Raw genomic sequence first — 21790 nt, forward strand, 5'->3', positions numbered from 1 at the left:
CAATTGCACATAGGAGAGAGGATGATTTGTGTGAAAATGGAAAACCCTTCAAGAGAAGAGATCGGTCGAATTCTAAAGAATGCAAAACGGATTGCGGTTGTCGGTTTGTCTGATGATCCGTACCGAACGTCCAACAGTGTGTCCCTAGCGATGCAAGACGCTGGGTATGAAATCATTCCAGTCAATCCGATGATTGAGGAAGCATTAGGCGTAAAAGCGGTTGATTCACTCGAAGACATTGATGGACCGATTGATATTGTGAACGTATTTCGACGAAGTGAATTTGTGACAGAGATTGCCAAAGAGGCGGTTCGTGTAAATGCAAAGGTATTTTGGACACAGCTTGATGTTGTGAGTGAAGAAGGTTATCAAATTACGAAAGATCACGGCATGGACGTCGTAATGGATCGTTGCATCAAAGTGGAGCATAGCATTACCGTATAATAAAAAGGAAAGCGCCAACGTTAACGGCGCTTTCCTTTTTTAACATTGAATTAAACTAATGGACCTGGATTATCTAAATACTGCAAAATGCCTTCTGCTGCTCGGTAAGAAAGCGCCCCAACTGTAGGAGTTGGGTTGTAACCACTGTTGTGAGGGAACGCTGAAGCACCGACAACAAACAAGTTTTCACAATCCCACATTTGCAAGTAATTGTTCACCGCAGACGTTTCTGGCTCTGCGCCCATAATGACTCCTCCGGTGTTATGGGTCGTTTGATAAGGCATAATGTTGTAGTCGCCAATGTCTGGATTCGAAGCCACTTCGTTTGCGCCCATCTCTTGCATAATCTCTTCAAGTCTAGCCGTTTGATGAGCAGCGAGATTGCGGTCTTGTTCCGTAAAGTTATACGTCATGCGCAGAAGCGGGTCACCGAGCGCATCTGTGTAGGTCGGATCTAAATCTAAATAGTTGTATCGATACGGAAGGCTAGCTCCTTGTGAGCCGAGCGATAACGTGCGATAAAAGTGGTGAGCGGAGGCTTGCTTGAACTCACTCCCCCAATTCGGTGTACCTGGAGGCACGGGGTTCGTACTGATCGGACGAATCCCCGTTTGGGTGAGTTGAATCGTTCCGCCGTGAAGGAAATCAAGGTCGGAATGGTCAAAGTTGTCCGCATTATAATCATCAACTTGTCCACCGAGCGCACCTGCACCCGCGTACAAATTAAACTGCTGGTCAAAGAACCCTTGGGCACTGGCCATAATTTGATAGCAGTAGTTTTTTCCGATCACGCCCGTGTTTGTGTCTGGATCATACGGTTCTCCGATCCCTGATTGCAACAGCAAACGCGTATTGTTCATCACATAAGTAGTCAAAATCACAAGATCAGCAGGTTGAAAGAATTCTTCTCCTGTACGAGTATCAACGAAATACACACCGTCCGTCCGCTCTCCGTCATAAGAGACGGAGCGCACATTCGCATGCGTGCGAATCTCAAAATTCCCCGTTTCCACAGCGGTCGGAATAACGGTTATGAGTGGATCGGATTTCGCTTGATAATCACAACCAAATCGCTCACAAAATGAACAGTACATGCATTGGTTAATCGTCTTGCCATCTGGATTCGTATAGGCTTCAGAAAGGTTGGCGGAAGCACTCATATATGGGTGGAGCCCTAAGTTCTCCGCAGCTTCGTGAAAAAGCCGAATCGATGGTGTTTTTTTCATCGGCGGTGTAGGGAAATCACTTGAGCGTTCAGCGGTCATTTCATTATCTTCACCTGACGTGCCAATCGTATCGTCAAAGTGTGCGAAATGCTCTTCAATTTCCTCATAAGAGATTCCCCAGTCTTGTAAGCTCATGTCTTCTGGAATCCGGTCTTCACCGTAACGGTCAATCGTTTGCGAACGAATTTCAAAATCATAAGGGAAAAACCTTGGGCATTGGCCATTCCAATGAATCCCTGCGCCCCCGAGGTCTGTTCCTAGAAGAAACGAACCCATCTGCCGCATTGGAAGTGCTCGCATATCTTGGTCATTTCTAAAACTTAACGTTTCTTTCGAAAGGTCTTGCATCAGTTCATAACGAACCGCGTAGCGTAGTTCATCTTTTTGCATGATGAAATCATTGATTTTGCGCTCGCTACCACGCTCCAAACCAATACATTCAATCCCAGCTTTAGCTAGTTCTGAAGCGATGATGCCTCCAGACCAACCGACGCCAACGACGGCGACTTGTTTTCTTGGCAATTCTGTTGCCATAATCGTTCACCTTTCCTTTCAGATCATCACAAGAACAACGCTTGTTTACGTATGATGTGCGTGTAAACTTACAGGTTCCATTTCTACGAACTCTTCAGACTCGATGACGTCAAAGAACGCCATTTGCCCACCTGGATACTGCTTCATTCTCCAACCGTCCATGTTTAAGTTTCCGCCGTACACTGGGTCTGAGTAAGCGCCTTCCAATGTAGAGGAGCGAAGCATCGCAAAGAAAGCATCTGAAGTGACGCCAGTCATGTCAACGTCTCCTTGCTCAAAAGCGCCGAGAATCTCGTCTTGGGCTTCTCCTTCTAAATCGAAAAAGGATTCGTCATGCTCACTCTGTGCCATTTCTTGCAGTTTGGATACACCGTACAGGAACACTTCTCTTCTTCGCATGCCTGTTTGTGGGCCTTGAGTAGGTGCGCCTTCAAAGAAAGGTCCTTCCATGTATTCTCGGGAATTAAAGCCATACTCACCTGCCAATTGCTTATCAATGAAATAAGGAATGGCCAATGAAATCGCTCCAGGGCCGATGTCGTCTTCTGGGAAAATCCTTTCCACAGCTGCACTTAGCACGCGGAAATCTTCCGCTCGTTTAAAGAACATCCGCGCTTTTGTTAATTGTTCTGCATCTTGAGGATCATCACCGTTATCGGCGGCAGGGGATACAGATTGCCCATCATCCATAAATGTGTTGGTGATGAGGCCACCTAAAAGGCCACCCCCGACGACCCCGCCTACGACAAGACCACTGTTTTTCAAGAAGTCTCTTCGGGTAACACCATCGGTCTTCGTGTCATTGTTTTGCTCTTCAGCCATTTTAATCACTCCTTTATGTTTGGAAGTCTACACAATTGCCTTTTTACTTTTGCCCAGTTATGGGTAAATTTACTCAAAAAAGTATCATTTCGAACACAAAAGATAAAAAATGCCAAGAAAAAATCGACCGACTTTCGGACGGAAAAACAGGTGTGAGATGAAATAGAGCTTGAAAACATACGTTCTTAGCATGTATTGTATAGAGAGTAGATTAGGCATTGTGGCGCGAATCGCCAGCTGCCAAAACAGTTTTTTATTCATGTTGGATTGGAAAGGGGCCTCATAGATTCGTGAGTCAAGATATGAACAAGACACTTGAATATAATGATGATGCGATCCAAGTACTGGAAGGTTTGGAAGCAGTACGTAAGCGACCGGGTATGTATATCGGTAGCACAGACACACGCGGACTTCATCATCTCGTATATGAAATTGTAGACAATGCCGTTGATGAAGCAATGGCAGGATATGGAAAGCGTATCGGGGTAACCATCCACTCCGATGATAGCATTACAGTTCACGACGAAGGCAGAGGTATGCCTGTAGGCATGCACCGAACGGGTCGTCCGACCCCAGAAGTGATCATGACCGTGCTGCATGCCGGGGGTAAATTCGGACAAGGCGGCTATCAAACAAGTGGGGGACTTCACGGCGTCGGTGCTTCAGTCGTCAATGCGCTCTCCTCATCCCTTACGCTAACAATTCACCGAGATGGCCATTCCTACCGTCAGCAGTTTGTTAATGGTGGCATTCCAAAAACGACGTTAGAGAAGATCGGCAACACGAAGAAAACAGGAACGACGGTGCATTTTAAGCCTGATGACCAAATGTTTCAAACGACGAACTACCAATTTGAATCGTTGTCTGAACGCCTTCGCGAAAGTGCGTTTCTCCTCGGTGGAACTGCGATCTCGTTAAAAGATGAACGCGCGGGCAAAGAAGTCGAAGAAACGTATCAATACGAAACGGGCATTGATGCCTTTGTTGAATATTTAAACGAAGATAAGGACGCGCTTCATCCGGTTGCTTCTTTTTCTGGAAATCACCAAAGCATTGAAATTAACTTTGCGTTTCAGTTTAACGATGCTTACACCGAAAATATATTGTCATTTGTCAATCATGTTCGCACACGCGACGGAGGCACGCATGAATTTGGAATGAAAGCTGCGTTCACTCGGGCTGTGAATGAGCATGCGAGAAAGTTGCAACTTCTTAAGCAAAAGGATAAGAATTTGGATGGGAATGATATCCGCGAAGGCCTTACTGCCGTGCTGTCGATACATATTCCCGAAGCGCTATTGCAGTTTGAAGGCCAAACGAAGAGTAAACTCGGGACCCCAGAAGCTAGAGCAAGCGTCGATCAACTGCTGTCTGAGAAGCTCGTGTATTTCTTTGAAGAAAATCCAAAACTTAGCACGCAGCTTATTAAGAAAGCAATTAAAGCCCAAGAAGTGCGCGAAGCTGCACGAAAAGCGCGAGAAGAAGCCCGGAGTGGAAAGAAAAATAGCCGCAAAGATGCACTGCTCAGTGGTAAACTTACGCCAGCGCAATCAAGAAATCCCGAGAGAAATGAACTGTACCTTGTAGAGGGGGATTCTGCTGGAGGCTCTGCTAAACAAGGGCGGGACCGAAAGTTCCAAGCCGTCTTGCCTCTTCGTGGAAAGGTCATTAATACCGAGCGAGCAAAGCTCGATGACATTATGAAAAACGAAGAAATTCGTACGATCATCTATAGCATCGGCGCGGGTGCGGGTACAGACTTTTCATTGGAAGATAGCAACTACGATAAAGTGGTTATTATGACCGACGCAGATACAGACGGGGCTCATATTCAAGTATTGTTGCTCACGTTTTTCTATCGGTACATGCGTCCTCTCGTCGAAGCGGGCAAAGTGTTTATTGCTCTGCCGCCACTTTACAAAGTTGAAAAAGGAACAGGAAAAAAACAAAAGCTCGAATATGCTTGGGACGAGGAAGGGCTGAAAAAAGCGATTCAGTCTGTCGGCAAAGGGTATACGATCCAGCGATACAAAGGTCTTGGAGAAATGAATGCCTCTCAACTATGGGAGACGACGATGGACCCAGAAACGCGTACGCTCGTTCGGGTAAGTATTGAAGACATTGCTCGGGCGGATAAACGTGTGTCCACGCTAATGGGCGACAAAGTGGAACCACGCCGTAAGTGGATTGAATCCCATGTTGCGTTTGGGTTGAATGAGGAAACGAATATCCTCGATAATGAAATGTTAATGTCAGAGGAGGATGACTAAGGTGCATGAAGCGGAAAAGTATTTAGACTTGCCCCTTGAGGAAGTGCTAGGTGATCGGTTTGGAAGATACAGTAAATATATCATTCAAGAACGAGCGCTTCCCGACGCAAGAGATGGACTAAAACCGGTGCAAAGAAGAATTCTTTACGCGATGTTACGGGACAACAACCTCTCTGACAAACCTTTTAGAAAAGCTGCGAAAACCGTCGGGAACGTTATTGGTAACTATCATCCCCACGGGGATTCTTCAGTGTATGAAGCACTGGTGAGAATGAGCCAATCATGGAAGATACGCAATGCGCTTGTCTCCATGCACGGAAACAATGGCTCAATTGATGGAGATCCACCTGCTGCAATGCGGTACACAGAGGCGCGGTTGTCAGCTTTAGCAGAAGAGATGCTTCGCGATATCCAAAAAGATACCGTACAGTACATTCCAAACTTCGATGACACCGAAGAAGAACCGGTTGTTTTGCCGGGTCATTTCCCGAATTTACTCGTTAACGGTTCAACCGGAATATCATCGGGGTATGCAACAGACATTCCTCCGCACAACCTCGCCGAAGTGATTGACGGTGCGATGCTTGTTTTGGATCGACCGACAGCGAATGTCGACGACTTGATGACTGTCATCAAAGGTCCTGACTTCCCTGGTGGTGGAACCATTCAAGGAACAGAAGGGTTAAAACAAGCATATGAAACAGGTAAAGGCAAAGTTATTCTCCGTGCGAAAGTAGACGTTGAGTCGTTACGTGGCGGGAAAGAGCAGCTTGTCATTACCGAGATTCCATATGAAATTGTTAAGGCGAGCCTCGTCAAGCGTATGGATGAAATTCGGTTTGACAAAAAAATCGATGGCATTGCTGAAGTTCGTGATGATACGGATCGAACAGGGCTTCGAATTGTTGTGGAGCTGAAAAAGGAAGCCGATGCAAAAAGCATTTTGCATTACTTATACAAGCATACTGATTTGCAAGTGAACTATAACTTCAATATGGTAGCCATATCAGAAAAAACGCCTAAGTTGATGGGCTTAAAAGCGCTTCTCGTATCTTTTTTGGATCATCAAAAACAAGTCGTGTTAAATCGTAGCCAGCACGATCTTAATCAAGCACAAAACCGTGCGCATATCGTTGAAGGGTTGATCAAGGCGATTAGTGTATTGGATGAACTAATTGCACTTATTCGCCAGTCTAAAGACAAACGCGATGCAAAAGAGAACATTATGGAGCGCTTTGGGTTTAGCGAACCGCAATCAGAAGCGATTGTGAACTTGCAACTGTACCGCTTGACGAACACGGATATTCAAACGTTACAAGAGGAAGCGGCAAAACTACAGGAGACGATTGAACAGCTCCGACAAATCATTGAGAACCCGAAGAAACTCATCCAGACGATCAAGAAAGAATTGAAACATATACAAAAGACATTTAAAGATGAGCGACGAACCATTGTCCAAGCTGCAGTTGAAGAGTTAAAGATTGATATGCAAACGATGATTCCACAAGAAGACGTCATTGTTACGGTCAGTCGTGAAGGGTATATAAAACGAACAAGCGTGCGATCTTTCACTGCATCCAACGGCGAACGGCCCGGGATGAAAGATACTGATGACTTGCAGTTTTTTAAAGAGATGAACACGACGGAAACGTTGCTCATCTTTACGGAAAAAGGACAATACATGTATATCCCTGTGCATCAAATTCCAGACATTCGATGGAAAGATACCGGTCAGCATATCGCAAACCTTGCCAATGTGGCCGCGGACGATCGAATTGTTCGGGCGATGCCGATTTCCGAGTTTAAAGACGATCACTATTTAGTGTTTTTCACAAAAAATGGGATGGCAAAGCGGTCCTTATTAAATGAGTATCAGTCGCAGCGATTTGCTCGAGCACTCATTGCGGTTAAGCTAAAAGGTGATGATCGAGTCGTTCATGTCTCGCAAACCGATGGCACGCACGAGTTAATGATGTTTACGCAAAAAGGTTATGGACTCAGATTTAAGGAATCAGATGTAAATGTTGTCGGCCAGCGTGCTTCAGGTGTAAAAGGAATGTCACTTAAAGAAGATGATTGTGTCGTTTCTGCATTCACATTTCTTGAGCAATCGCTTCGTCACGTACTACTCATGACGCAACGCGGGGCGGTAAAGAGAATGAAAGTGAGTGAATTCCCAGTTGCAAACCGAGCCAAACGGGGCCTCACGATGTTACGAGAATTGAAGAAAAGCCCACACACGACGGTAGGTGTGTATCCGAATACAGATGAGCTTCACGAAGTGATGGTATTTACCGACAAGAACGACATGTTGAAGATTGCCGACTTACCAACTAAAGATTATGACCGCTATCAGACAGGTTCTTATTTGGTGGACACAGAAGCAAATGGAGAAGTCGTCGACGTTTGGCCATATATTCATCATGAACTGACGAAAGAAGAATAATATAGAACGGAGAACAATTATGAAAGCCGGTACGCATCTCGTCGGGGCGCTGGCCCTTGCCGCAGCGTATGATACATTTGCTCCAGACAACTGGGCCACTGCAGCAACAGGTGTCGAATTGGCTGTTTACGGCGGAGCAGCTCTCTTTGGAGGGCTGCTCCCTGATATTTGTCAGCCGAATTCAAAAGCAGGCAGTCGCGTGTCGCTGCTATCTACAACCATCCGGCGCCTGTTCGGACATCGAACCTTCACACACAGTCTTATTTTTTTACTTATCATTGGGGTTGTTGTTGGTTTAATCCCCGGTCAATTTGGCCTCATGCTGCAAGTCGGAATCATGCTCGGGATGATTAGTCATTTTTTATTGGATATGCTTACATCCCGCGGGATTCAACTTTTCTATCCAATCAGCCAGACCGTCCGCTTTCCTTTTCATACAAGAACGGGATCATTGCTAGGAGAGGGAAGTGTGTGGGTTGTGTGCGTTCTTTGGGTTAGCTATTACACATTAACGGTTATGGGTGTGATTCACTAGTCACACCCAAATGAGCGTTGTCGAACAATGACAATTGTCATATACTATGTGTATAAGGTCTTATGTAAAAGAGGAGAGCTGATGCAAACATTTTTGAAGTCACTTCTTTGTTTCTTCATCGTGAGTGTATGTTTTTCAACGTTTGGCGCACAAGCAGCTACTGATGGGCTGAGCCTAAAGAAACTCACACCTCCAGAAAAGTCTAATATTTCAATGCTTTCAGACGTTAGCCCGCGTGACATTGGGGCTGACGCTGCCATTGTCATTAATGCCGATAACGGTCAACTCGTGTGGCAAAAGAACGCCAGGCAACCGTTGCCACCTGCGAGCATGTCTAAAATGATGAGTATGTACCTTGTGTTGGAAGCAGTTACTCATGGAGAAGTCGATCGCGATGAATTTGTGACGATTAGTGAGACGGCAGCCGAAACCGGGGGAAGTACGATGTACCTTCAATATGGGTCAGAATGGCAAGTTCAAGATTTGTTTTCGGCGATGGCACTCGCTTCTGCAAACGATGCGACCGTGGCACTTGCTGAGCATTTGGCTGGTTCGGAAGAAGCGTTTGTTGATCGGATGAATGCTAAAGCAGAGGAATTAGGCTTGTCGACACACGCCAATTTCGTGAATAGTCACGGTCTTCCACTCGATGGTCGGGGTACTGAGTCAACACTTACAGCAGAAGATACAGCATTGCTAGGTTTTTATTTGTTGCAACATTTCCCGGAAGTGGTTGAATTGACGAAACAGCCCTTTTTTTCTCTTTCTTTTACGAATGAACGATTTATTAATACCAATCAACTACTTGAACGTGAAGATGATTGGAACGAAAATGGAGAATGGCCAGACGACTCATTTCTCATGGAAGTTGGCATGCCAGGAATGGATGGCTTGAAAACAGGTTATACGAGAGCGGCAGGATATGCGTTTATTGGTACCGCAGAGCGTGAAGGGACGCGACTGATTTCTGTTGTGATGCGTACGAGTAGTTCTAGCGAACGCTTCAAACAAACCGAGCAACTGCTGGAAGCAGGTTTCTCCCACTATGGAAACGGAAGTTTGCTTACTTCAACAAACGATTAAGGGGTGCGGTATGGAAATAAAATCACTGATCGACGCATTTGGTCTTAATGAAACGCATTCGCCTGAGAGTCTGTACGCATATGCACCGGTATATCGAGTCGGCGAATACGTGATTAAGAAAACCCAAAGCCCTTTAACCAACGCAAAACGGCTCATGCAATTTACGACGTCACTTAAAGAAGCAGGTGTGAGAATTGTAACACCTGCCCTACTTTCGTCACCAAACCCCATTCAGGTTGGTGACGATTGCTTTGTCGTGTACCCTTTCATAAAGGGAAATGCATATACCGGCACACAAAAGCAAATTCGAGAAGCTGGAAAGCTACTCGGCCAAATCCATCAACAATCCGAAGGTCAAAATACGTGGAAACTGCCAGTATACGATGTGTTTGATTTTTATCACCATGAGGTAAAAGAAAGTATGGCAAAAATTCGTGAGCATGCCATTCGTGCACAGTCTCTGATCCCTCTTGACCAACTCGAGCAAACGTTTGCGGCCGCGGTCGATGCTCAAGACGAGCTCGGCAATGCACCGCTCAAATACGTGTTAACCCCACATGATTATAAAGCGAACAACCTACTCTATACCGATTCATCACCGGTACTCATTGACCCTGATAATGCCGGTTACGTACCTGCCATTTTTGATCTCGCGTTGGTGTTATTATTATTCCATAATGAAATGGCTTCTGCCCCTCATCGTGCATTTACTCCGGATGAATGGGCGTCGTTTATGGAAGGGTACAATGAATACTACGAAGTAGGCGCATCAGACCTTCCCTGGTGGCATCAAGCAGTTAAACACGTATTTCTTGACGAAGTGATGTGGTTAATGGCAGAAGTGGAAGAGGATTGGGCGCGTCAAGAGCAAGTGAGCAGATTTGAAAGTGCAGTCAGTATCGTCCAAAATATTGACCAGTTTCGAATCGACGGGAGAAAAGAGGAATAAGAATGAAGAAAAAAGGCTGGCTAGCTGGTGGAGTTGCAGCCGCCGCAGGTTTGATTGGAGCGGGTACATATTTTTACTCTGTCGCGATCAAACGAGCACCGAAAGATTTCTTGGAAGGTAGTGCAGATTTGCAAGATGACTTTTTTGAGCATCAGGATGTTACGGACGATTGGTTGCGGGCTTACGATGCTGTGGAAGTGAACGAGCAATCCACGGACGGTTTTCGTCTTCATGGGTTTTATATTAATGGTGACATTACGCTAGGAAAAACGGTCATTATCGCCCACGGCTATGCAGGACAAGCTCAAGACATGAAAGATTGGGCTCAGATGTATGTAAAAAAAGGATACAACGTGCTGCTCCCTGACGCACGTGGTCACGGGAAGAGTGAAGGGAATTACATCGGTTTTGGCTATCATGAACGTGAAGATTACGTCTCTTGGGTCAATTGGATTGGAAGACGACGACCGAACGACAGCATTATTTTGCACGGTGTTTCAATGGGCGCTGCGACAGTGCTCATGACGAGTGGCGAAAGAACGTTATCCGAGCAGGTAAAAGCCGTTATTTCCGATTGCTCATTCTCTTCCTTAAGCCCTTTGCTCGCTTATCAACTGCAACGGATGTATAAACTGCCTCGATACCCACTCGTTCCTTTAACGAGTGTGATTACGAAAATGCGTGCAGGCTATTCATTTAAAGATGCGTCCCCGGTAGATTTTGTTCAGCGTTCTACACTGCCAACGCTATTCATTCATGGAGGAGACGACTCTTTTGTGCCAACGTCGATGGTGTATGAGTTGTATAAACGAGCAGCTGGTGAAAAAGCACTTTATGTTGTAACGGGTGCTGAGCACGGGAATTCCTATCATACCGATCCACAAGAATATGAAGATCGCGTTTTTTCATGGATCTCACAGCACAGTTAACGATCGTACCGAGCAATTACATGCCGAGAAGCCCACGTAGTTGCTCGGTTTCGTTTTCAGTAAAGCTAAAATGAGCATCATTTTTTTCAGTATACTGGAAGCTTGCAACCCCTTGTTCAAAAAGCCAAAGATGGTATTTGATGCCGTCGAAATCGAGTAAATACGGAGGGTCAACCGTATCAACAACACTCGGTTGACTCTCTTTCTCTCTTTCAACGAGCAACCCTTGGATGGATTGAACGGTGTCGGTGTCATGAAATGTCACGATGGGCTCGCCGACATCTCTGAAGCTAACCATTTCATATAACGCGACCGAATCGATATGAGCAGTAGCTAGTTTGGATTCATAATTATCTGAATACGGATCACTCGTATCGGTACACGCTGCGCATAAGGTTATGAGCAAAAGAACCAATAGCCGTTTCCAACTCATTTCAATACCCCCTTTTTCGATTAGACGGTGAACGGTCTATCATTGTTACATCGTTTGATTTTCACGATTTCGACGCGCAACCGCCCGTTGTTTAATAAATAAAACGAGTGACAACAACACGAGAGCTGTACCGACGACGAAGTAGACAAAATGGACGCCAAACAGTTCAGCCTTTACTCCACCGAGCAATAAGCCAAAAATCGATGCACCGCTCGTTACGCTTGAAATCGCACCGAAAATGCGACCCGTACTTTGAACAGGAATCGTTTTTTGCACGTAGATTTGAAACGACACAAGCACACAACCAAAAGCTCCTCCACCAAACAAAAAGCAAATGGGAATCAATACCATCATTAATTCCTCAGGTAGTACACTTACGACTAAGATGAATAAAAAGGAACATCCTAATACGCTTGTAGCAACGCGTTGATATTTTTCAAAATGGACAAGTATTTTTTTGCTCAAGTAAAACGCTGCAATGAGTGTTCCGAACCCACTTGCCGCTATCGCCATTCCTAACGTTTGCTCAGCGGATTGCATCGTTTGAGTGAGAAAGATCACGAGTTGAGAGTCGACGAGTTGTAAGAAAAACATGCACGTTGCAAGTACCATTAAGCCGGTGTAAATAGAGGTATGAACACGGATTTCTCGGAATCCTTGGCTGAATGAAACCGCGGGTTTTTCTTCTGTTTGCTCAATCGGCACACTCTTATTTAAAAATAAGAGTGTGAGCACAGATAGAACGTAACTTCCACTAATAAATAAAAACAAAGACTGGGTAGAGAAGAGTGCGAGCAGGAAGCCGGAAAGCGAAGGGCCGAGTACTTTGCTAGCATTGTCGATCATTCCGCTAATCGCAACGCCTTGTTGCAATTGGTCGTCACTTAGTATTTCTTTAAGCTTTCCGTTTTTTGCAGGAATAAAAAGACTGGAGAACGTACTAAGCAAGCCCATGATAATCATCAATTGCCACATGCTAAAAACGGCAAACACAACGCATAAGACGACCACTGATCGGCCGATATTCGAGAAGATAATGACTCGTTTCCGGTCAAACCGATCACTCAGACTTCCAGCAATCGGAGAAATAAGAAGTTGAGGTAAGATGAACGCAAGCATTAAAAGCGACATTTCAATAGAACTCGCATTCAGATGAACGCCTGCAATCGTGAGGGCGGAGAGGAGAAACATCCAATCTGCAAACGAAGAAAATGTTTGCGATACAATCATCAGTCCATACGGTTTGTTACGCCAAACGGTTTCTGTCACGATAAACGCTCCTTAACGGTTGCTTTCTTTAGACAACGTAACAAGCGAAGTCATTGACGAAAAAAATCAAAAACTTGTAAGCCTTTCTAGATTCTACAGTGACTCGAGTATGATACATTGTGAATACATCTAGAAACAGGAGGATTTTTCTCATGAGTGAAGAAAAAGAAAAGAACAAGAAGATTGCCGCTAGAATTGGGATTGGCTTTTTGATCGGCATGGTCGTTGGGTTGGTCATTAACAATCTCGCAGTCGGCATCGGCTTAGGGCTATTATTTGGTGTTGGATCTGTCGCATTTAAAAAACCAAAGTAAACGTAAAGGAGTGAACGAAAACATGTCTACGTGGGAATCATTTAAAGAGTTGCCGACGACAGCGATATCTGATGGTTTGTCAGGTTTGAATCATATGAGTCAAGGGATTTTTCCGCTAACCGCGTCGTGGCACACAGCGGGACGAGCGTTTACTGTCAGTATTCCAGGTGGTGAAAATGTGAGTGTGCTCGAGGCGATTGGAGCTGCGTCACCTGGTGATGTGCTTGTTATTGACGGTAAAGGAGAACGAAATGCTGCGATTGCCGGGGATTTCATCATTGGGCTCGCAAAAACGAAGAAACTTGGCGGAATTGTTGTTAATGGCGTTATCCGGGATCTTTCCGATATACAAGCGCTTAATTTCCCGGTCTTTTGCCTAGGTACTACGCCTGCAGCAGGGAAAAAGAATGTCAGAGGACAACTGCAAATACCCATTTCTGTTTGCGGGGTTGTTGTTCACCCAGGAGACCTCGTTGTCGCAGACAGAGATGGTGTCGTCGTTGTTCCAAAATCGCAAATGGAAGAAGTCTATCGAGCGGCAATGAACAAATTAGATAAAGATGAGCAACGAGCAAACCATATTGGAGAAGATCCTTTAAAAGTCGACGAATACATTCGGTCTGTTTTGTCAAAACAGTAAGGAAAGAAGAGTATTTTACTCTGAAAAGGTTTTAAAATGAACAGAAGGGGAATGGCACTTTATAAACAGTGAATAAAGTAGCGATACAATCCATCTAAATTGTGAGGTGCACATTTCTATGGTGAAAATATCCCATATTAAAAATGTATTAGATGCAATGAAAATTGGACAGTCTCAAGTATACGAGCATGACTATGTAGGAATTGGCCGAGCATTTGATGAGCATCGTCTCGCCGATCAAGGGGACGCACAGATCGATTTAGAAACATTTATCGTTTCACATGTACACGCCTTAAGAAATCCACAATCAGAGTAATTGAAACGAATGGAGCGGTAAATGATCCATGAATAAGAAAAGTGTAATCGTCATTGGTGCAGGTGTAGCAGGATTAGCGAGCGCCATTCGCCTTCAGCACGCTGGCTACCAAGTTGACTTATATGAAAAAGAATCAACCCCTGGTGGTAAAATGAACGTCATTAAACAAGATGGCTATCAATTTGACCTCGGGCCAAGCATCGTTATGATGCCTGAATTGTATCGAGAAGTGTTCGAACTTGCAGGTAAAGACCCTGATGACTACATACCGATGGAGCCGATTGATCCATTGTATTCTGTATTTTTCGGTGAACAAAAGGACGACCATCACGAAGTGTCTACAGACCTCGTCAAATTAACGGAGACGTTAGAAAATATTAGCGAGGAAGATACGCAAGGGTTTTTCACGTACTTGGAAAAGATTTATGAGCGGTTTCTCGTTGCGAAGAATCACTTTATTCAACGCCCATTTCGAAATGCTTCGGATTTTTACACACCGGCGATGATTCGCCAAGGGTTGAAGTTGAAAACATTTGGAAGTGCAGACCGTTTTATTAGTAAGTACATTAAAGATGAGCGGCTCAAACACATGATAAGCTTTCAAACACTGTATATTGGTATTTCGCCTTTTCAAGGGCCGTCTTTATATACGATCATTCCGATGATTGAGATGTTGTACGGAGTATGGTTCATTAAAGGTGGCATGCATACGATGGCTACCTCGATGGAAAGATTGTTTAAAGAACTCGGTGGACGTGTGCACTACAACACGAATGTCGATGAAATTGTCATTCACAATCAGCAAGCAAAAGGCATTCGTGTAAACGGAGAAGTGATAAACAGCGACTTTGTCATGTGCAATGCCGACTTCCCTTACGCAATGAAAACGCTCGTGAAGGACACGGTGGCAAAAGGGAAGTATACCGATAAAAAGATCGACAGTATGAAATATTCATGTTCTTGTTTCATTATGTATCTTGGAATGGACCGAAAATATGACGATGTGAAAAACGTCCATAATTTCGTTTTTAGTGATGATCTAAGAAAAAATTTGGACGATATTTTTAGTGGAGAGCGTTTGGAAGACCCGTCATTTTATGTGTACATTGGTTCCAAAATGGATGCGGACCTTGCCCCTGAAGGGAAAGATGGGTTATACATCCTCGTCCCCGTTCCTGAGCTTTCCACGTCCAAAGATCAATGGAACGAAGAAACGATTGCCTATTACCGCAATCACGTATTGCAGTCAATAGCAAAAATGGAGCCTTTCAAATCCGTTGAGGATGAGATTGTATCTGAATCGTATATGACGCCGATTGACTTTAGAGACAAGTTTAATGCATACAACGGCGCATGCTTTGGCTTGAGACCAACGCTTACCCAAAGCAATCATTTACGTCCGCAAAGTAAAGCAAAGAACTGCGAGAACTTATATTTTACGGGTAGTAGTACACATCCTGGTGCAGGGGTGCCGATTGTATTGCTTTCCGCAAAGATTGCTACAGAGGAGCTGCTCTTAGATGACAGAGGAACACAGGCAACTTCTTAAGGAGGAATCGGTATGACGAATCTAGCACAACTTGAACGGGACTATACCTATTGTGAATCGATCATTAAAGAGAACTCGAAAAGCTTTTATTTCACATTTAAGCAATTGCCTAAAGAGAAAGCAAAGGCGGTCTTTGCCATCTATACGTTCTGTCGATTTGCAGACGATCGCGCTGACCAACATGCACCGGCGAATAAACGATTACATGAAGTCGATCAACTGGAGCACGATTTAAGCTTGTTCCAAAAAGGGTATGTGATTGATCAACCGATGTGGCGAGCTCTACGAGACGTTTTCCAACGTTACGAAATGGATATTCAGCCGTTTTTCGATCAGATCAAGGGTCAACGCATGGATATTGCATTTGAGCGATTAGAAACGGTTGAGGACGTCGAACAGTACAGCTATTATGTTGCGGGTACAGTAGGCTTAATGTTGCTGCCGATTATTGCAAGTGAGACGGATCGCGATTTAACGTCTCAAGCAATCAGCCTCGGTATCGGTATGCAGTTTACGAATATTCTTCGGGATATAGGCGAGGATTATCGTGAGATGTCGCGCGTCTATTTACCTGTACAAGAAATGAATCGATTTGCCTACACGATCGAGGATTTATCAACATCAACGATCAACGACAACTTTATTATGCTGTGGGAACAAATGGCTGCACGCGCAGAAAGTCGCTACGATGAATTTATGAGCGAGCTTCACCATTTTGATGCTGACAGCCAATTACCTGTCGGCTATGCGTCTACCGTTTACCGTGCCATATTAAATGCGGTGCGAGACAATGACTATCAATGTTTTACGACAAGGAATTATGTACGAAAAGAAGAAATGATTCGACTTACGGGGGAACTATCACTCGAGACGGTTCAGTCCGAATCATGAATGGAGGCAGACGAGTGTGACAACCTCGAAGAAAATCGTCGTTATCGGCGGAGGGCTAGGTGGCATATCAGCCGCAATTTCACTTGCCCAATCAGGATTTGACGTCTCTCTTTACGAGAAGAATGCCCATTTAGGTGGCAAGCTAAATCGCTTGGAACAAGACGGATTCGGTTTTGATCTCGGTCCGTCAATTTTAACGATGCCGCGGATTTTTGAGCGGCTTTTTCATCGTAGCGACAAACGGATGAGTGACTATGTTACGATATCCAGGTTAGATGTGGAGTGGCGCTCATTTTTCCCTGACGGGGTAAAAATCGATCTGCACCAGAATCTACAACAGATGTTTTCCGAACACAATCCGTCGTTAACACCGGAAGATAAGAAAGACTATGAAAAGCTATTAGCTTACTCCAAAAAGTTATACGATGTAACGGAGAAAGGGTATTTTGGTGAAGGAAGTGACAACGTTCGTGATATTCTCAAGCATCACGGAATGAAAGAGACGTTAACGCAATTTGATCTTTTTCATTCGATGTTTGACGGTATTGATAAGCGGATTAAAAACCCACACTTACGGGATATGCTGGCGTACATGATTAAGTATGTTGGATCCTCACCGTACGACGCTCCAGCAATATTGAACATGCTTCTTTACATGCAACACAAAGAAGGCGCATGGTACATACACGGGGGAATGCACAAGTTAGCAGAAGCTCTCGTCCGTTTAGGAAAAGAAGTGGGGGTTAACTTTCATCCATCGACAGAAATCTCACGGTTACATACTCAAGATCATCGGGTTGTAGGCGCTGAGCTCGCAAACGGTGAACAAATTCATGCGGATTATTTCGTTTCCAATATGGAAGTGATTCCTGCGTACAAGCATTTACTGCAAGAGGATGAACCGTTTGTTGAGAAATTAGAAAAGAAATTCGAGCCTTCTAGTTCGGGTATAGTCATGCACATCGGTGTGAACCGGACGTATCCCGAGCTCGCTCATCATAATTTCTTTTATCCAGACAACCTTAAGGAACAAATGACGCGGATTTTTCACGATAAGCAACTGCCGACAGATCCGACGATTTATCTTGTGAATGTGAACAAAACAGACCCTTCACAAGCACCCGCTGGGTGCGAAAACATTAAGATTCTCCCGCACATCCCACCGATCCAAGACCGCCCGTTTACAAGTGCAGATTATGAAGAATTTCGAGATGTTGTGCTCACAAAGCTGGAGCGCATGGGTTTGAAAGATTTAAGAAAGCACATTATTACGGAAGATTTTTGGACGCCTGAAGATATTGAACGAAATTATTATTCCCATCGAGGCTCAATCTATGGAACGGTCTCTAATAAAAAAATAAACCAAGGATTCAAACACCCGAAACAGAGCAGCAAATATCGAAACCTTTACTTTGTTGGCGGTACGGTAAATCCAGGTAGCGGGATGCCAATGGTTACACTGAGCGGTCAACAAGTTAGTGAACGTATTGTTCAAGCTGAACAGGGGGCAAACGATGATTGAATGGGGGTTGACCGTTAGTTTTGCTTTCGTTTTTATGGCAACTGTAAGTTGTTTGCTCATGCTTTGGCGCATGCCTAAAATTGCAGACGAACCGCATGAAACGTCTGGCGAAGCACAAGTATCCATTATTATCCCAGCTCGAAATGAAGAAAAACGGCTAGGCCCACTACTCGCGTCCATTCAGCCTAAAAGTCGCCCGAACATGGAAGTGCTCGTCATTGACGATGACTCTACCGATCAGACAGCGGAGTTTGCACGTTCATTTGGAGCACGAGTGATTGCCAACACTCAAGTGGAAGACGGTTGGATTGGTAAATCTGCGGCATGTTGGCAAGGAGCAACTGCTGCGAGTGGCGAAATTTTATTGTTCCTGGATGCAGACACGCGCTTTTATAAAAACACGAGCATAGATGAGCTCATCGGTGCTTATCAAACATCGGGCTCTCGCGGCATTCTCTCCGTACAACCGTTTCATACGGTTACAAAGCCATATGAAAACCTATCGTTTATTTTTAATATGATCGTAATGGCGGGGATGAATGTATTTACCCCGTGGTCGTTTAAAGGAGCGGGCTCGTTCGGGCCATGTATCGTGACGAACCGTACAGACTATTTCGCTTCGGGGGGACATAAGAAGATTAGCGGGGCAGTGATGGATGATTTGGCACTCGGTGAGGCTTACCAGCACGTTGATTTGCCCGTCGACTGTTTCAGTGGCAAAGGATTGATTCATTTTCAAATGTATCCTGAAGGGTTGCGTCCACTCATTGAAGGATGGACTAAGAATTTCGCCACCGCATCACAATCGACGCACCCCCTCGTCACAACATTAATCAGCATTTGGATTAGCGGTGGGTTTTTAGCTTTGCCTGCACTCGTCCTTTCGCTCGTCGTTGGGAATGGCGCTTTTGTCGCAACGAGTGTACTGTTATTCGCACTGTTTACGTTGCAACTGTATGCGGTCGGTCGACAGGTTGGAAGCTTTCACTGGTGGGTATATCCATTGCATTTTATCTTCTTTGTTTTCTTTACCCTACTCTTTATGCGGTCGGTCTATTATACAAAAGTGAAGCAAACGGTCACTTGGCGCGGTCGAAAAATCCGAGTGTAGGGGGATCTTTATGCCACTTGTAGAACTTTCATTCGTTTGGCTTCTCGTCGTAAATATTGTGGCTTGGGGTTTCTTTCATATCGCCGTTTCTTACGCAATGCTAAAAGTTCCAGATCATTTTTTTCAAAAGAACATCCGCTTATTACGTATCCGAAATTGGGAGCGAGAAGGGGAGGTTTGGCAAACTCTCACACGTGTAAAAAAGTGGAAACATATCGTCCCTGACGGTGCAAAAATGTTTGAGGGTGGTTTTGAAAAGAGGGAATTGCAGGACCGTAGTATTGGTTATTTTGACAACTTTATCACGGAGTCAAAACGTGCGGAAGTTACTCATTGGTTAAGCATTGTTCCTGCCGCTTTATTCTTTTTATGGAACCCATTATGGGCAGCTTGGCTCATGGTCGTTTATGCACTCGTGATCAACGTACCGATCATTATATTGCAACGCTTCAACCGCGGACGGCTTTCACGGGTCGTGAGAATGAAAAAACGAAAACGAACAAAAGAGGAGACTTAGGAACATGAACAACTTAGGTAGCACACTACTCGACCAAGCCCCGTTTAAGAACAGTCACTTGCAAAGCCGAATTGCAATGGCTCCGATGACAAGAATGTTTTCACCAGAAGGCATACCAGGTGAAGATGTGGCTAGTTATTACGCAAAACGCGCGACCAACGGTGTCGGCTTAATCATTACTGAAGGAACAGCGATCAATCATCCGGCGGCGGTCATGTCCGATCAAATCCCACGCTTTCATGGTGATGACGCCCTCCAAGGATGGAAACGAGTTGTTTTTGAAGTTCACCGAGCCGGTGGAAAAATTATTCCACAACTTTGGCACGTCGGGGCAGCGAGAAAAGCGGGCAGTTTGCCGAATCCCGAAGCGGCTCCAGTAAGCCCTTCTGGCTACAGCTTAAAAGGGGAACCGGTAGAAGGGATCCATGAGTTAACAGCATCCGAAATTGAAGATTTAGTGAAGCAATATGCTAATGCGGCCAAAGATGCAAAAGACATCGGTTTCGACGGGATTGAACTTCACGGAGCACACGGATACTTAATTGATCAGTTTTTCTGGTCCCGTACGAATCACCGTACCGATCGGTATGGAGGAACCCTTGAAAAACGAATGACGTTTGCCATCGATATTGTGCGTGCTTGTCGAGCAGCTGTAGGCCCGGAATTCCCAATCGTTTTTCGCTTTTCTCAATGGAAAGGCGCTGATTACGAAGCAAAAATTGCGCGCAATTCACAGGAATTATCTACGTTTTTGAAGCCACTCGTTGAAGCTGGCGTTGATATTTTTCATTGCTCGACTCGCCGGATTTGGGAAGCGGAGTTCCCGGAGGAAGACAGTGAGCGGAACTTAGCTGCCTGGACAAAGCAGTTGACAGGGAAACCGGTAATTGCTGTCGGTTCCATTGGTATTGATCGCGCATACCGAAGCGAAGAAGTCCATGACCCGTCCATCACCGATAACATCCATTGGACTGAAGAGCAGATCAGACAAGGGCACTTCGATTATGTTGCCATCGGCCGCTCCTTACTTGCTGATGCAGCGTGGCCAACAAAATTAAAAGAAGGACAACTGGATCAAGTCATCCCTTATTCAAAAGAGCGCGAAAACGAACTCGTCTAAAAGGTTTACCCGATTGCCATTTGCGGTATAGAAGTAGAAGAGAGACAAGTTGACAGGAGGGAGAAGCACCATGAACAAATACACAACAACGAAGCGTAGCAACCAACCAATTGCGCTTGTGGAAAATGCGGGAAACGAAAGTGAAGAGAAGGTATTAAAACAGCTGGAACAGATGCATGAGCAGCTTTTGCTATTGCCGTGGAAATCATATCGTGCGCAAAAGGCAAATGATCAAACGTACACACTTGAACTATTTGAAAAAGAAAATCAAACGGGTCATCTCGTTTATCGTGTAGAAGTAAAGCAACAATCAAACGATGCGGAAGTTTCCATTACCGATGGTCGTGGGGTTGATGTATTTCGACAATGGCCAGCCAAATTCCGCTAATTAAAGATTTAAGTGTTTTTATTTGATCATTGTACTAGGTCTATGCTATGGTTAATATGTGCTTCAAATATTGGTAAGCGCTAGACCACCTTTTGTTTGACCCTACCAAGTAAACCGTCCAGCCTAGGGCGGTTTTTTCTTGTTTTACCTAGTAAGCAAATCGAAGTGGGTAGCCAAAAACATAATTTCACATACCATAGATAAAATTAATCGTTTATTCTTACTATTTTTAAGGGAAGAGTAACTTTAAGCATTCCATGTGGAGAAGGAGTGAAGAGGTCATGCTTTTACGATTGATTTTTAGTGCCCTCGGTGGCGTTATTTTAATACTTGTTGTATACACTTTTCTTGATTTGCTGTCATTGAACTTTGAAACTGCTCAAACAATTTTACTAGGATTTATCGTAGGCTGGCTACTTCTTATTTATGTCGAATTGCACAAAATCTCTACATCAATGAACAAACAGTAAACATTGGAGTTG

Annotated in this window: 22 protein-coding genes; 18 read left to right on the forward strand and 4 right to left on the reverse strand. The window is 44.7% G+C overall.

All coding sequences use genetic code 11. The annotated features are described in order from the left end of the window. The first annotated feature begins 30 nt into the window (after nucleotides 1-30). A complete protein-coding gene (locus ACE1TF_RS13165) occupies nucleotides 31-444 on the forward strand; it encodes a CoA-binding protein (RefSeq protein ID WP_042396930.1) in 414 nt (137 codons plus the stop codon). 50 nt (nucleotides 445-494) lie between these two features. Here the strand turns inward: ACE1TF_RS13165 and ACE1TF_RS13170 are convergent, their stop codons facing one another. Both ACE1TF_RS13170 and ACE1TF_RS13175 read right to left on the reverse strand, forming a co-directional pair. Beyond that, complete coding sequence (locus ACE1TF_RS13170; protein ID WP_375017364.1) at nucleotides 495-2204, reverse strand: GMC family oxidoreductase; 1710 nt, start codon at nucleotides 2202-2204, stop codon at nucleotides 495-497. Between the two features lie 45 nt (nucleotides 2205-2249). After that, on the reverse strand, nucleotides 2250-3026 hold the full coding sequence (locus ACE1TF_RS13175) for a gluconate 2-dehydrogenase subunit 3 family protein (RefSeq protein WP_375017366.1): 777 nt from the start codon (nucleotides 3024-3026) through the stop codon (nucleotides 2250-2252). Between the two features lie 302 nt (nucleotides 3027-3328). Between ACE1TF_RS13175 and parE the strand changes: the two genes are divergently transcribed. The 6 genes from parE to ACE1TF_RS13205 all read left to right on the forward strand — a co-directional run bounded on the left by parE (nucleotide 3329) and on the right by ACE1TF_RS13205 (nucleotide 11238). Beyond that, a complete protein-coding gene (parE, locus tag ACE1TF_RS13180) occupies nucleotides 3329-5296 on the forward strand; it encodes a DNA topoisomerase IV subunit B (protein ID WP_375017462.1) in 1968 nt (655 codons plus the stop codon). Between the two features lies 1 nt (nucleotide 5297). Beyond that, nucleotides 5298-7742, forward strand: coding sequence for a DNA topoisomerase IV subunit A (gene parC, locus ACE1TF_RS13185; RefSeq protein WP_375017368.1), 2445 nt, complete (start codon nucleotides 5298-5300; stop codon nucleotides 7740-7742). 19 nt (nucleotides 7743-7761) lie between these two features. Next, the gene (locus ACE1TF_RS13190) at nucleotides 7762-8277 is read left to right on the forward strand and encodes a metal-dependent hydrolase (RefSeq protein ID WP_375017370.1); all 516 of its coding nucleotides are present in this window, start codon (nucleotides 7762-7764) and stop codon (nucleotides 8275-8277) included. Nucleotides 8278-8358: 81 nt separating this feature from the next. Then, the gene (locus ACE1TF_RS13195; protein ID WP_375017372.1) at nucleotides 8359-9360 is read left to right on the forward strand and encodes a D-alanyl-D-alanine carboxypeptidase family protein; all 1002 of its coding nucleotides are present in this window, start codon (nucleotides 8359-8361) and stop codon (nucleotides 9358-9360) included. A gap of 10 nt (nucleotides 9361-9370) precedes the next feature. Then, nucleotides 9371-10309 carry a phosphotransferase enzyme family protein gene (locus ACE1TF_RS13200; RefSeq protein ID WP_375017374.1) on the forward strand — a complete coding sequence of 313 codons (939 nt, stop codon included), beginning with the start codon at nucleotides 9371-9373 and terminating at the stop codon, nucleotides 10307-10309. 2 nt (nucleotides 10310-10311) lie between these two features. After that, nucleotides 10312-11238: an alpha/beta hydrolase gene (locus ACE1TF_RS13205; RefSeq protein ID WP_375017376.1), complete on the forward strand. Its 927-nt coding sequence runs from the start codon at nucleotides 10312-10314 to the stop codon at nucleotides 11236-11238. Nucleotides 11239-11254: 16 nt separating this feature from the next. On the opposite strand, the gene ACE1TF_RS13210 is transcribed toward ACE1TF_RS13205, so the two are convergent. Beyond that, nucleotides 11255-11671, reverse strand: a complete 417-nt coding sequence (locus tag ACE1TF_RS13210; RefSeq protein ID WP_375017378.1) for a hypothetical protein — start codon at nucleotides 11669-11671, stop codon at nucleotides 11255-11257. Between the two features lie 45 nt (nucleotides 11672-11716). Next, a complete protein-coding gene (locus ACE1TF_RS13215; protein ID WP_375017380.1) occupies nucleotides 11717-12940 on the reverse strand; it encodes an MFS transporter in 1224 nt (407 codons plus the stop codon). 152 nt (nucleotides 12941-13092) lie between these two features. Here ACE1TF_RS13215 and ACE1TF_RS13220 point away from each other — a divergent pair, with 152 nt between their 5' ends. The 11 genes from ACE1TF_RS13220 to ACE1TF_RS13270 all read left to right on the forward strand — a co-directional run bounded on the left by ACE1TF_RS13220 (nucleotide 13093) and on the right by ACE1TF_RS13270 (nucleotide 21778). Next, entirely contained in the window at nucleotides 13093-13254 is a 162-nt protein-coding gene (locus ACE1TF_RS13220) for a glycine zipper domain-containing protein (RefSeq protein ID WP_375017382.1), read from the forward strand. A 22-nt stretch (nucleotides 13255-13276) separates the two neighbouring features. Beyond that, nucleotides 13277-13894, forward strand: a complete 618-nt coding sequence (locus ACE1TF_RS13225) for an RraA family protein (RefSeq protein ID WP_375017384.1) — start codon at nucleotides 13277-13279, stop codon at nucleotides 13892-13894. Between the two features lie 118 nt (nucleotides 13895-14012). Beyond that, complete coding sequence (locus ACE1TF_RS13230; RefSeq protein ID WP_042396627.1) at nucleotides 14013-14210, forward strand: hypothetical protein; 198 nt, start codon at nucleotides 14013-14015, stop codon at nucleotides 14208-14210. A gap of 28 nt (nucleotides 14211-14238) precedes the next feature. Continuing rightward, nucleotides 14239-15759 carry a phytoene desaturase family protein gene (locus ACE1TF_RS13235; RefSeq protein ID WP_375017386.1) on the forward strand — a complete coding sequence of 507 codons (1521 nt, stop codon included), beginning with the start codon at nucleotides 14239-14241 and terminating at the stop codon, nucleotides 15757-15759. 12 nt (nucleotides 15760-15771) lie between these two features. Beyond that, nucleotides 15772-16650 (forward strand): phytoene/squalene synthase family protein, encoded by an 879-nt coding sequence (locus ACE1TF_RS13240; RefSeq protein WP_042396629.1) that lies wholly within the window; start codon nucleotides 15772-15774, stop codon nucleotides 16648-16650. Between the two features lie 16 nt (nucleotides 16651-16666). Continuing rightward, the gene (locus tag ACE1TF_RS13245) at nucleotides 16667-18172 is read left to right on the forward strand and encodes a phytoene desaturase family protein (protein WP_375017388.1); all 1506 of its coding nucleotides are present in this window, start codon (nucleotides 16667-16669) and stop codon (nucleotides 18170-18172) included. Continuing rightward, nucleotides 18165-19283, forward strand: a complete 1119-nt coding sequence (locus tag ACE1TF_RS13250; protein ID WP_375017390.1) for a glycosyltransferase family 2 protein — start codon at nucleotides 18165-18167, stop codon at nucleotides 19281-19283. The genes ACE1TF_RS13245 and ACE1TF_RS13250 overlap by 8 nt, the downstream gene beginning before the upstream one ends. Before the next feature lie 10 nt (nucleotides 19284-19293). Next, complete coding sequence (locus ACE1TF_RS13255) at nucleotides 19294-19800, forward strand: glycosyl-4,4'-diaponeurosporenoate acyltransferase CrtO family protein (protein ID WP_375017392.1); 507 nt, start codon at nucleotides 19294-19296, stop codon at nucleotides 19798-19800. A 4-nt stretch (nucleotides 19801-19804) separates the two neighbouring features. Continuing rightward, nucleotides 19805-20920 carry an NADH:flavin oxidoreductase gene (locus tag ACE1TF_RS13260; protein ID WP_375017394.1) on the forward strand — a complete coding sequence of 372 codons (1116 nt, stop codon included), beginning with the start codon at nucleotides 19805-19807 and terminating at the stop codon, nucleotides 20918-20920. Nucleotides 20921-20990: 70 nt separating this feature from the next. Then, complete coding sequence (locus ACE1TF_RS13265; protein ID WP_375017396.1) at nucleotides 20991-21308, forward strand: hypothetical protein; 318 nt, start codon at nucleotides 20991-20993, stop codon at nucleotides 21306-21308. Between the two features lie 281 nt (nucleotides 21309-21589). Continuing rightward, entirely contained in the window at nucleotides 21590-21778 is a 189-nt protein-coding gene (locus ACE1TF_RS13270) for a hypothetical protein (RefSeq protein WP_375017398.1), read from the forward strand. Nucleotides 21779-21790 lie beyond the last annotated feature (12 nt).

Origin of the sequence: Geomicrobium sp. JSM 1781026, from assembly GCF_041949955.1 — a bacterium.
Taxonomy (GTDB): domain Bacteria; phylum Bacillota; class Bacilli; order Bacillales; family Marinococcaceae; genus Geomicrobium_A.

Excerpts from the sequence above, each read along its gene's own strand:
- ACE1TF_RS13235 (WP_375017386.1), top strand. The coding sequence starts at position 14,239 with ATGAATAAGAAAAGTGTAATCGTCATTGGTGCAGGTGTAGCAGGATTA.
- ACE1TF_RS13210 (WP_375017378.1), bottom strand. The coding sequence starts at position 11,671 with ATGAGTTGGAAACGGCTATTGGTTCTTTTGCTCATAACCTTATGCGCA.
- ACE1TF_RS13205 (WP_375017376.1), top strand. The coding sequence starts at position 10,312 with ATGAAGAAAAAAGGCTGGCTAGCTGGTGGAGTTGCAGCCGCCGCAGGT.
- ACE1TF_RS13270 (WP_375017398.1), top strand. The coding sequence starts at position 21,590 with ATGCTTTTACGATTGATTTTTAGTGCCCTCGGTGGCGTTATTTTAATA.
- ACE1TF_RS13260 (WP_375017394.1), top strand. The coding sequence starts at position 19,805 with ATGAACAACTTAGGTAGCACACTACTCGACCAAGCCCCGTTTAAGAAC.
- ACE1TF_RS13230 (WP_042396627.1), top strand. The coding sequence starts at position 14,013 with ATGGTGAAAATATCCCATATTAAAAATGTATTAGATGCAATGAAAATT.
- parE (WP_375017462.1), top strand. The coding sequence starts at position 3,329 with ATGAACAAGACACTTGAATATAATGATGATGCGATCCAAGTACTGGAA.
- ACE1TF_RS13190 (WP_375017370.1), top strand. The coding sequence starts at position 7,762 with ATGAAAGCCGGTACGCATCTCGTCGGGGCGCTGGCCCTTGCCGCAGCG.
- ACE1TF_RS13170 (WP_375017364.1), bottom strand. The coding sequence starts at position 2,204 with ATGGCAACAGAATTGCCAAGAAAACAAGTCGCCGTCGTTGGCGTCGGT.
- ACE1TF_RS13200 (WP_375017374.1), top strand. The coding sequence starts at position 9,371 with ATGGAAATAAAATCACTGATCGACGCATTTGGTCTTAATGAAACGCAT.
- ACE1TF_RS13240 (WP_042396629.1), top strand. The coding sequence starts at position 15,772 with ATGACGAATCTAGCACAACTTGAACGGGACTATACCTATTGTGAATCG.
- ACE1TF_RS13175 (WP_375017366.1), bottom strand. The coding sequence starts at position 3,026 with ATGGCTGAAGAGCAAAACAATGACACGAAGACCGATGGTGTTACCCGA.
- ACE1TF_RS13255 (WP_375017392.1), top strand. The coding sequence starts at position 19,294 with ATGCCACTTGTAGAACTTTCATTCGTTTGGCTTCTCGTCGTAAATATT.
- ACE1TF_RS13265 (WP_375017396.1), top strand. The coding sequence starts at position 20,991 with ATGAACAAATACACAACAACGAAGCGTAGCAACCAACCAATTGCGCTT.
- ACE1TF_RS13220 (WP_375017382.1), top strand. The coding sequence starts at position 13,093 with ATGAGTGAAGAAAAAGAAAAGAACAAGAAGATTGCCGCTAGAATTGGG.
- ACE1TF_RS13195 (WP_375017372.1), top strand. The coding sequence starts at position 8,359 with ATGCAAACATTTTTGAAGTCACTTCTTTGTTTCTTCATCGTGAGTGTA.
- ACE1TF_RS13250 (WP_375017390.1), top strand. The coding sequence starts at position 18,165 with ATGATTGAATGGGGGTTGACCGTTAGTTTTGCTTTCGTTTTTATGGCA.
- ACE1TF_RS13225 (WP_375017384.1), top strand. The coding sequence starts at position 13,277 with ATGTCTACGTGGGAATCATTTAAAGAGTTGCCGACGACAGCGATATCT.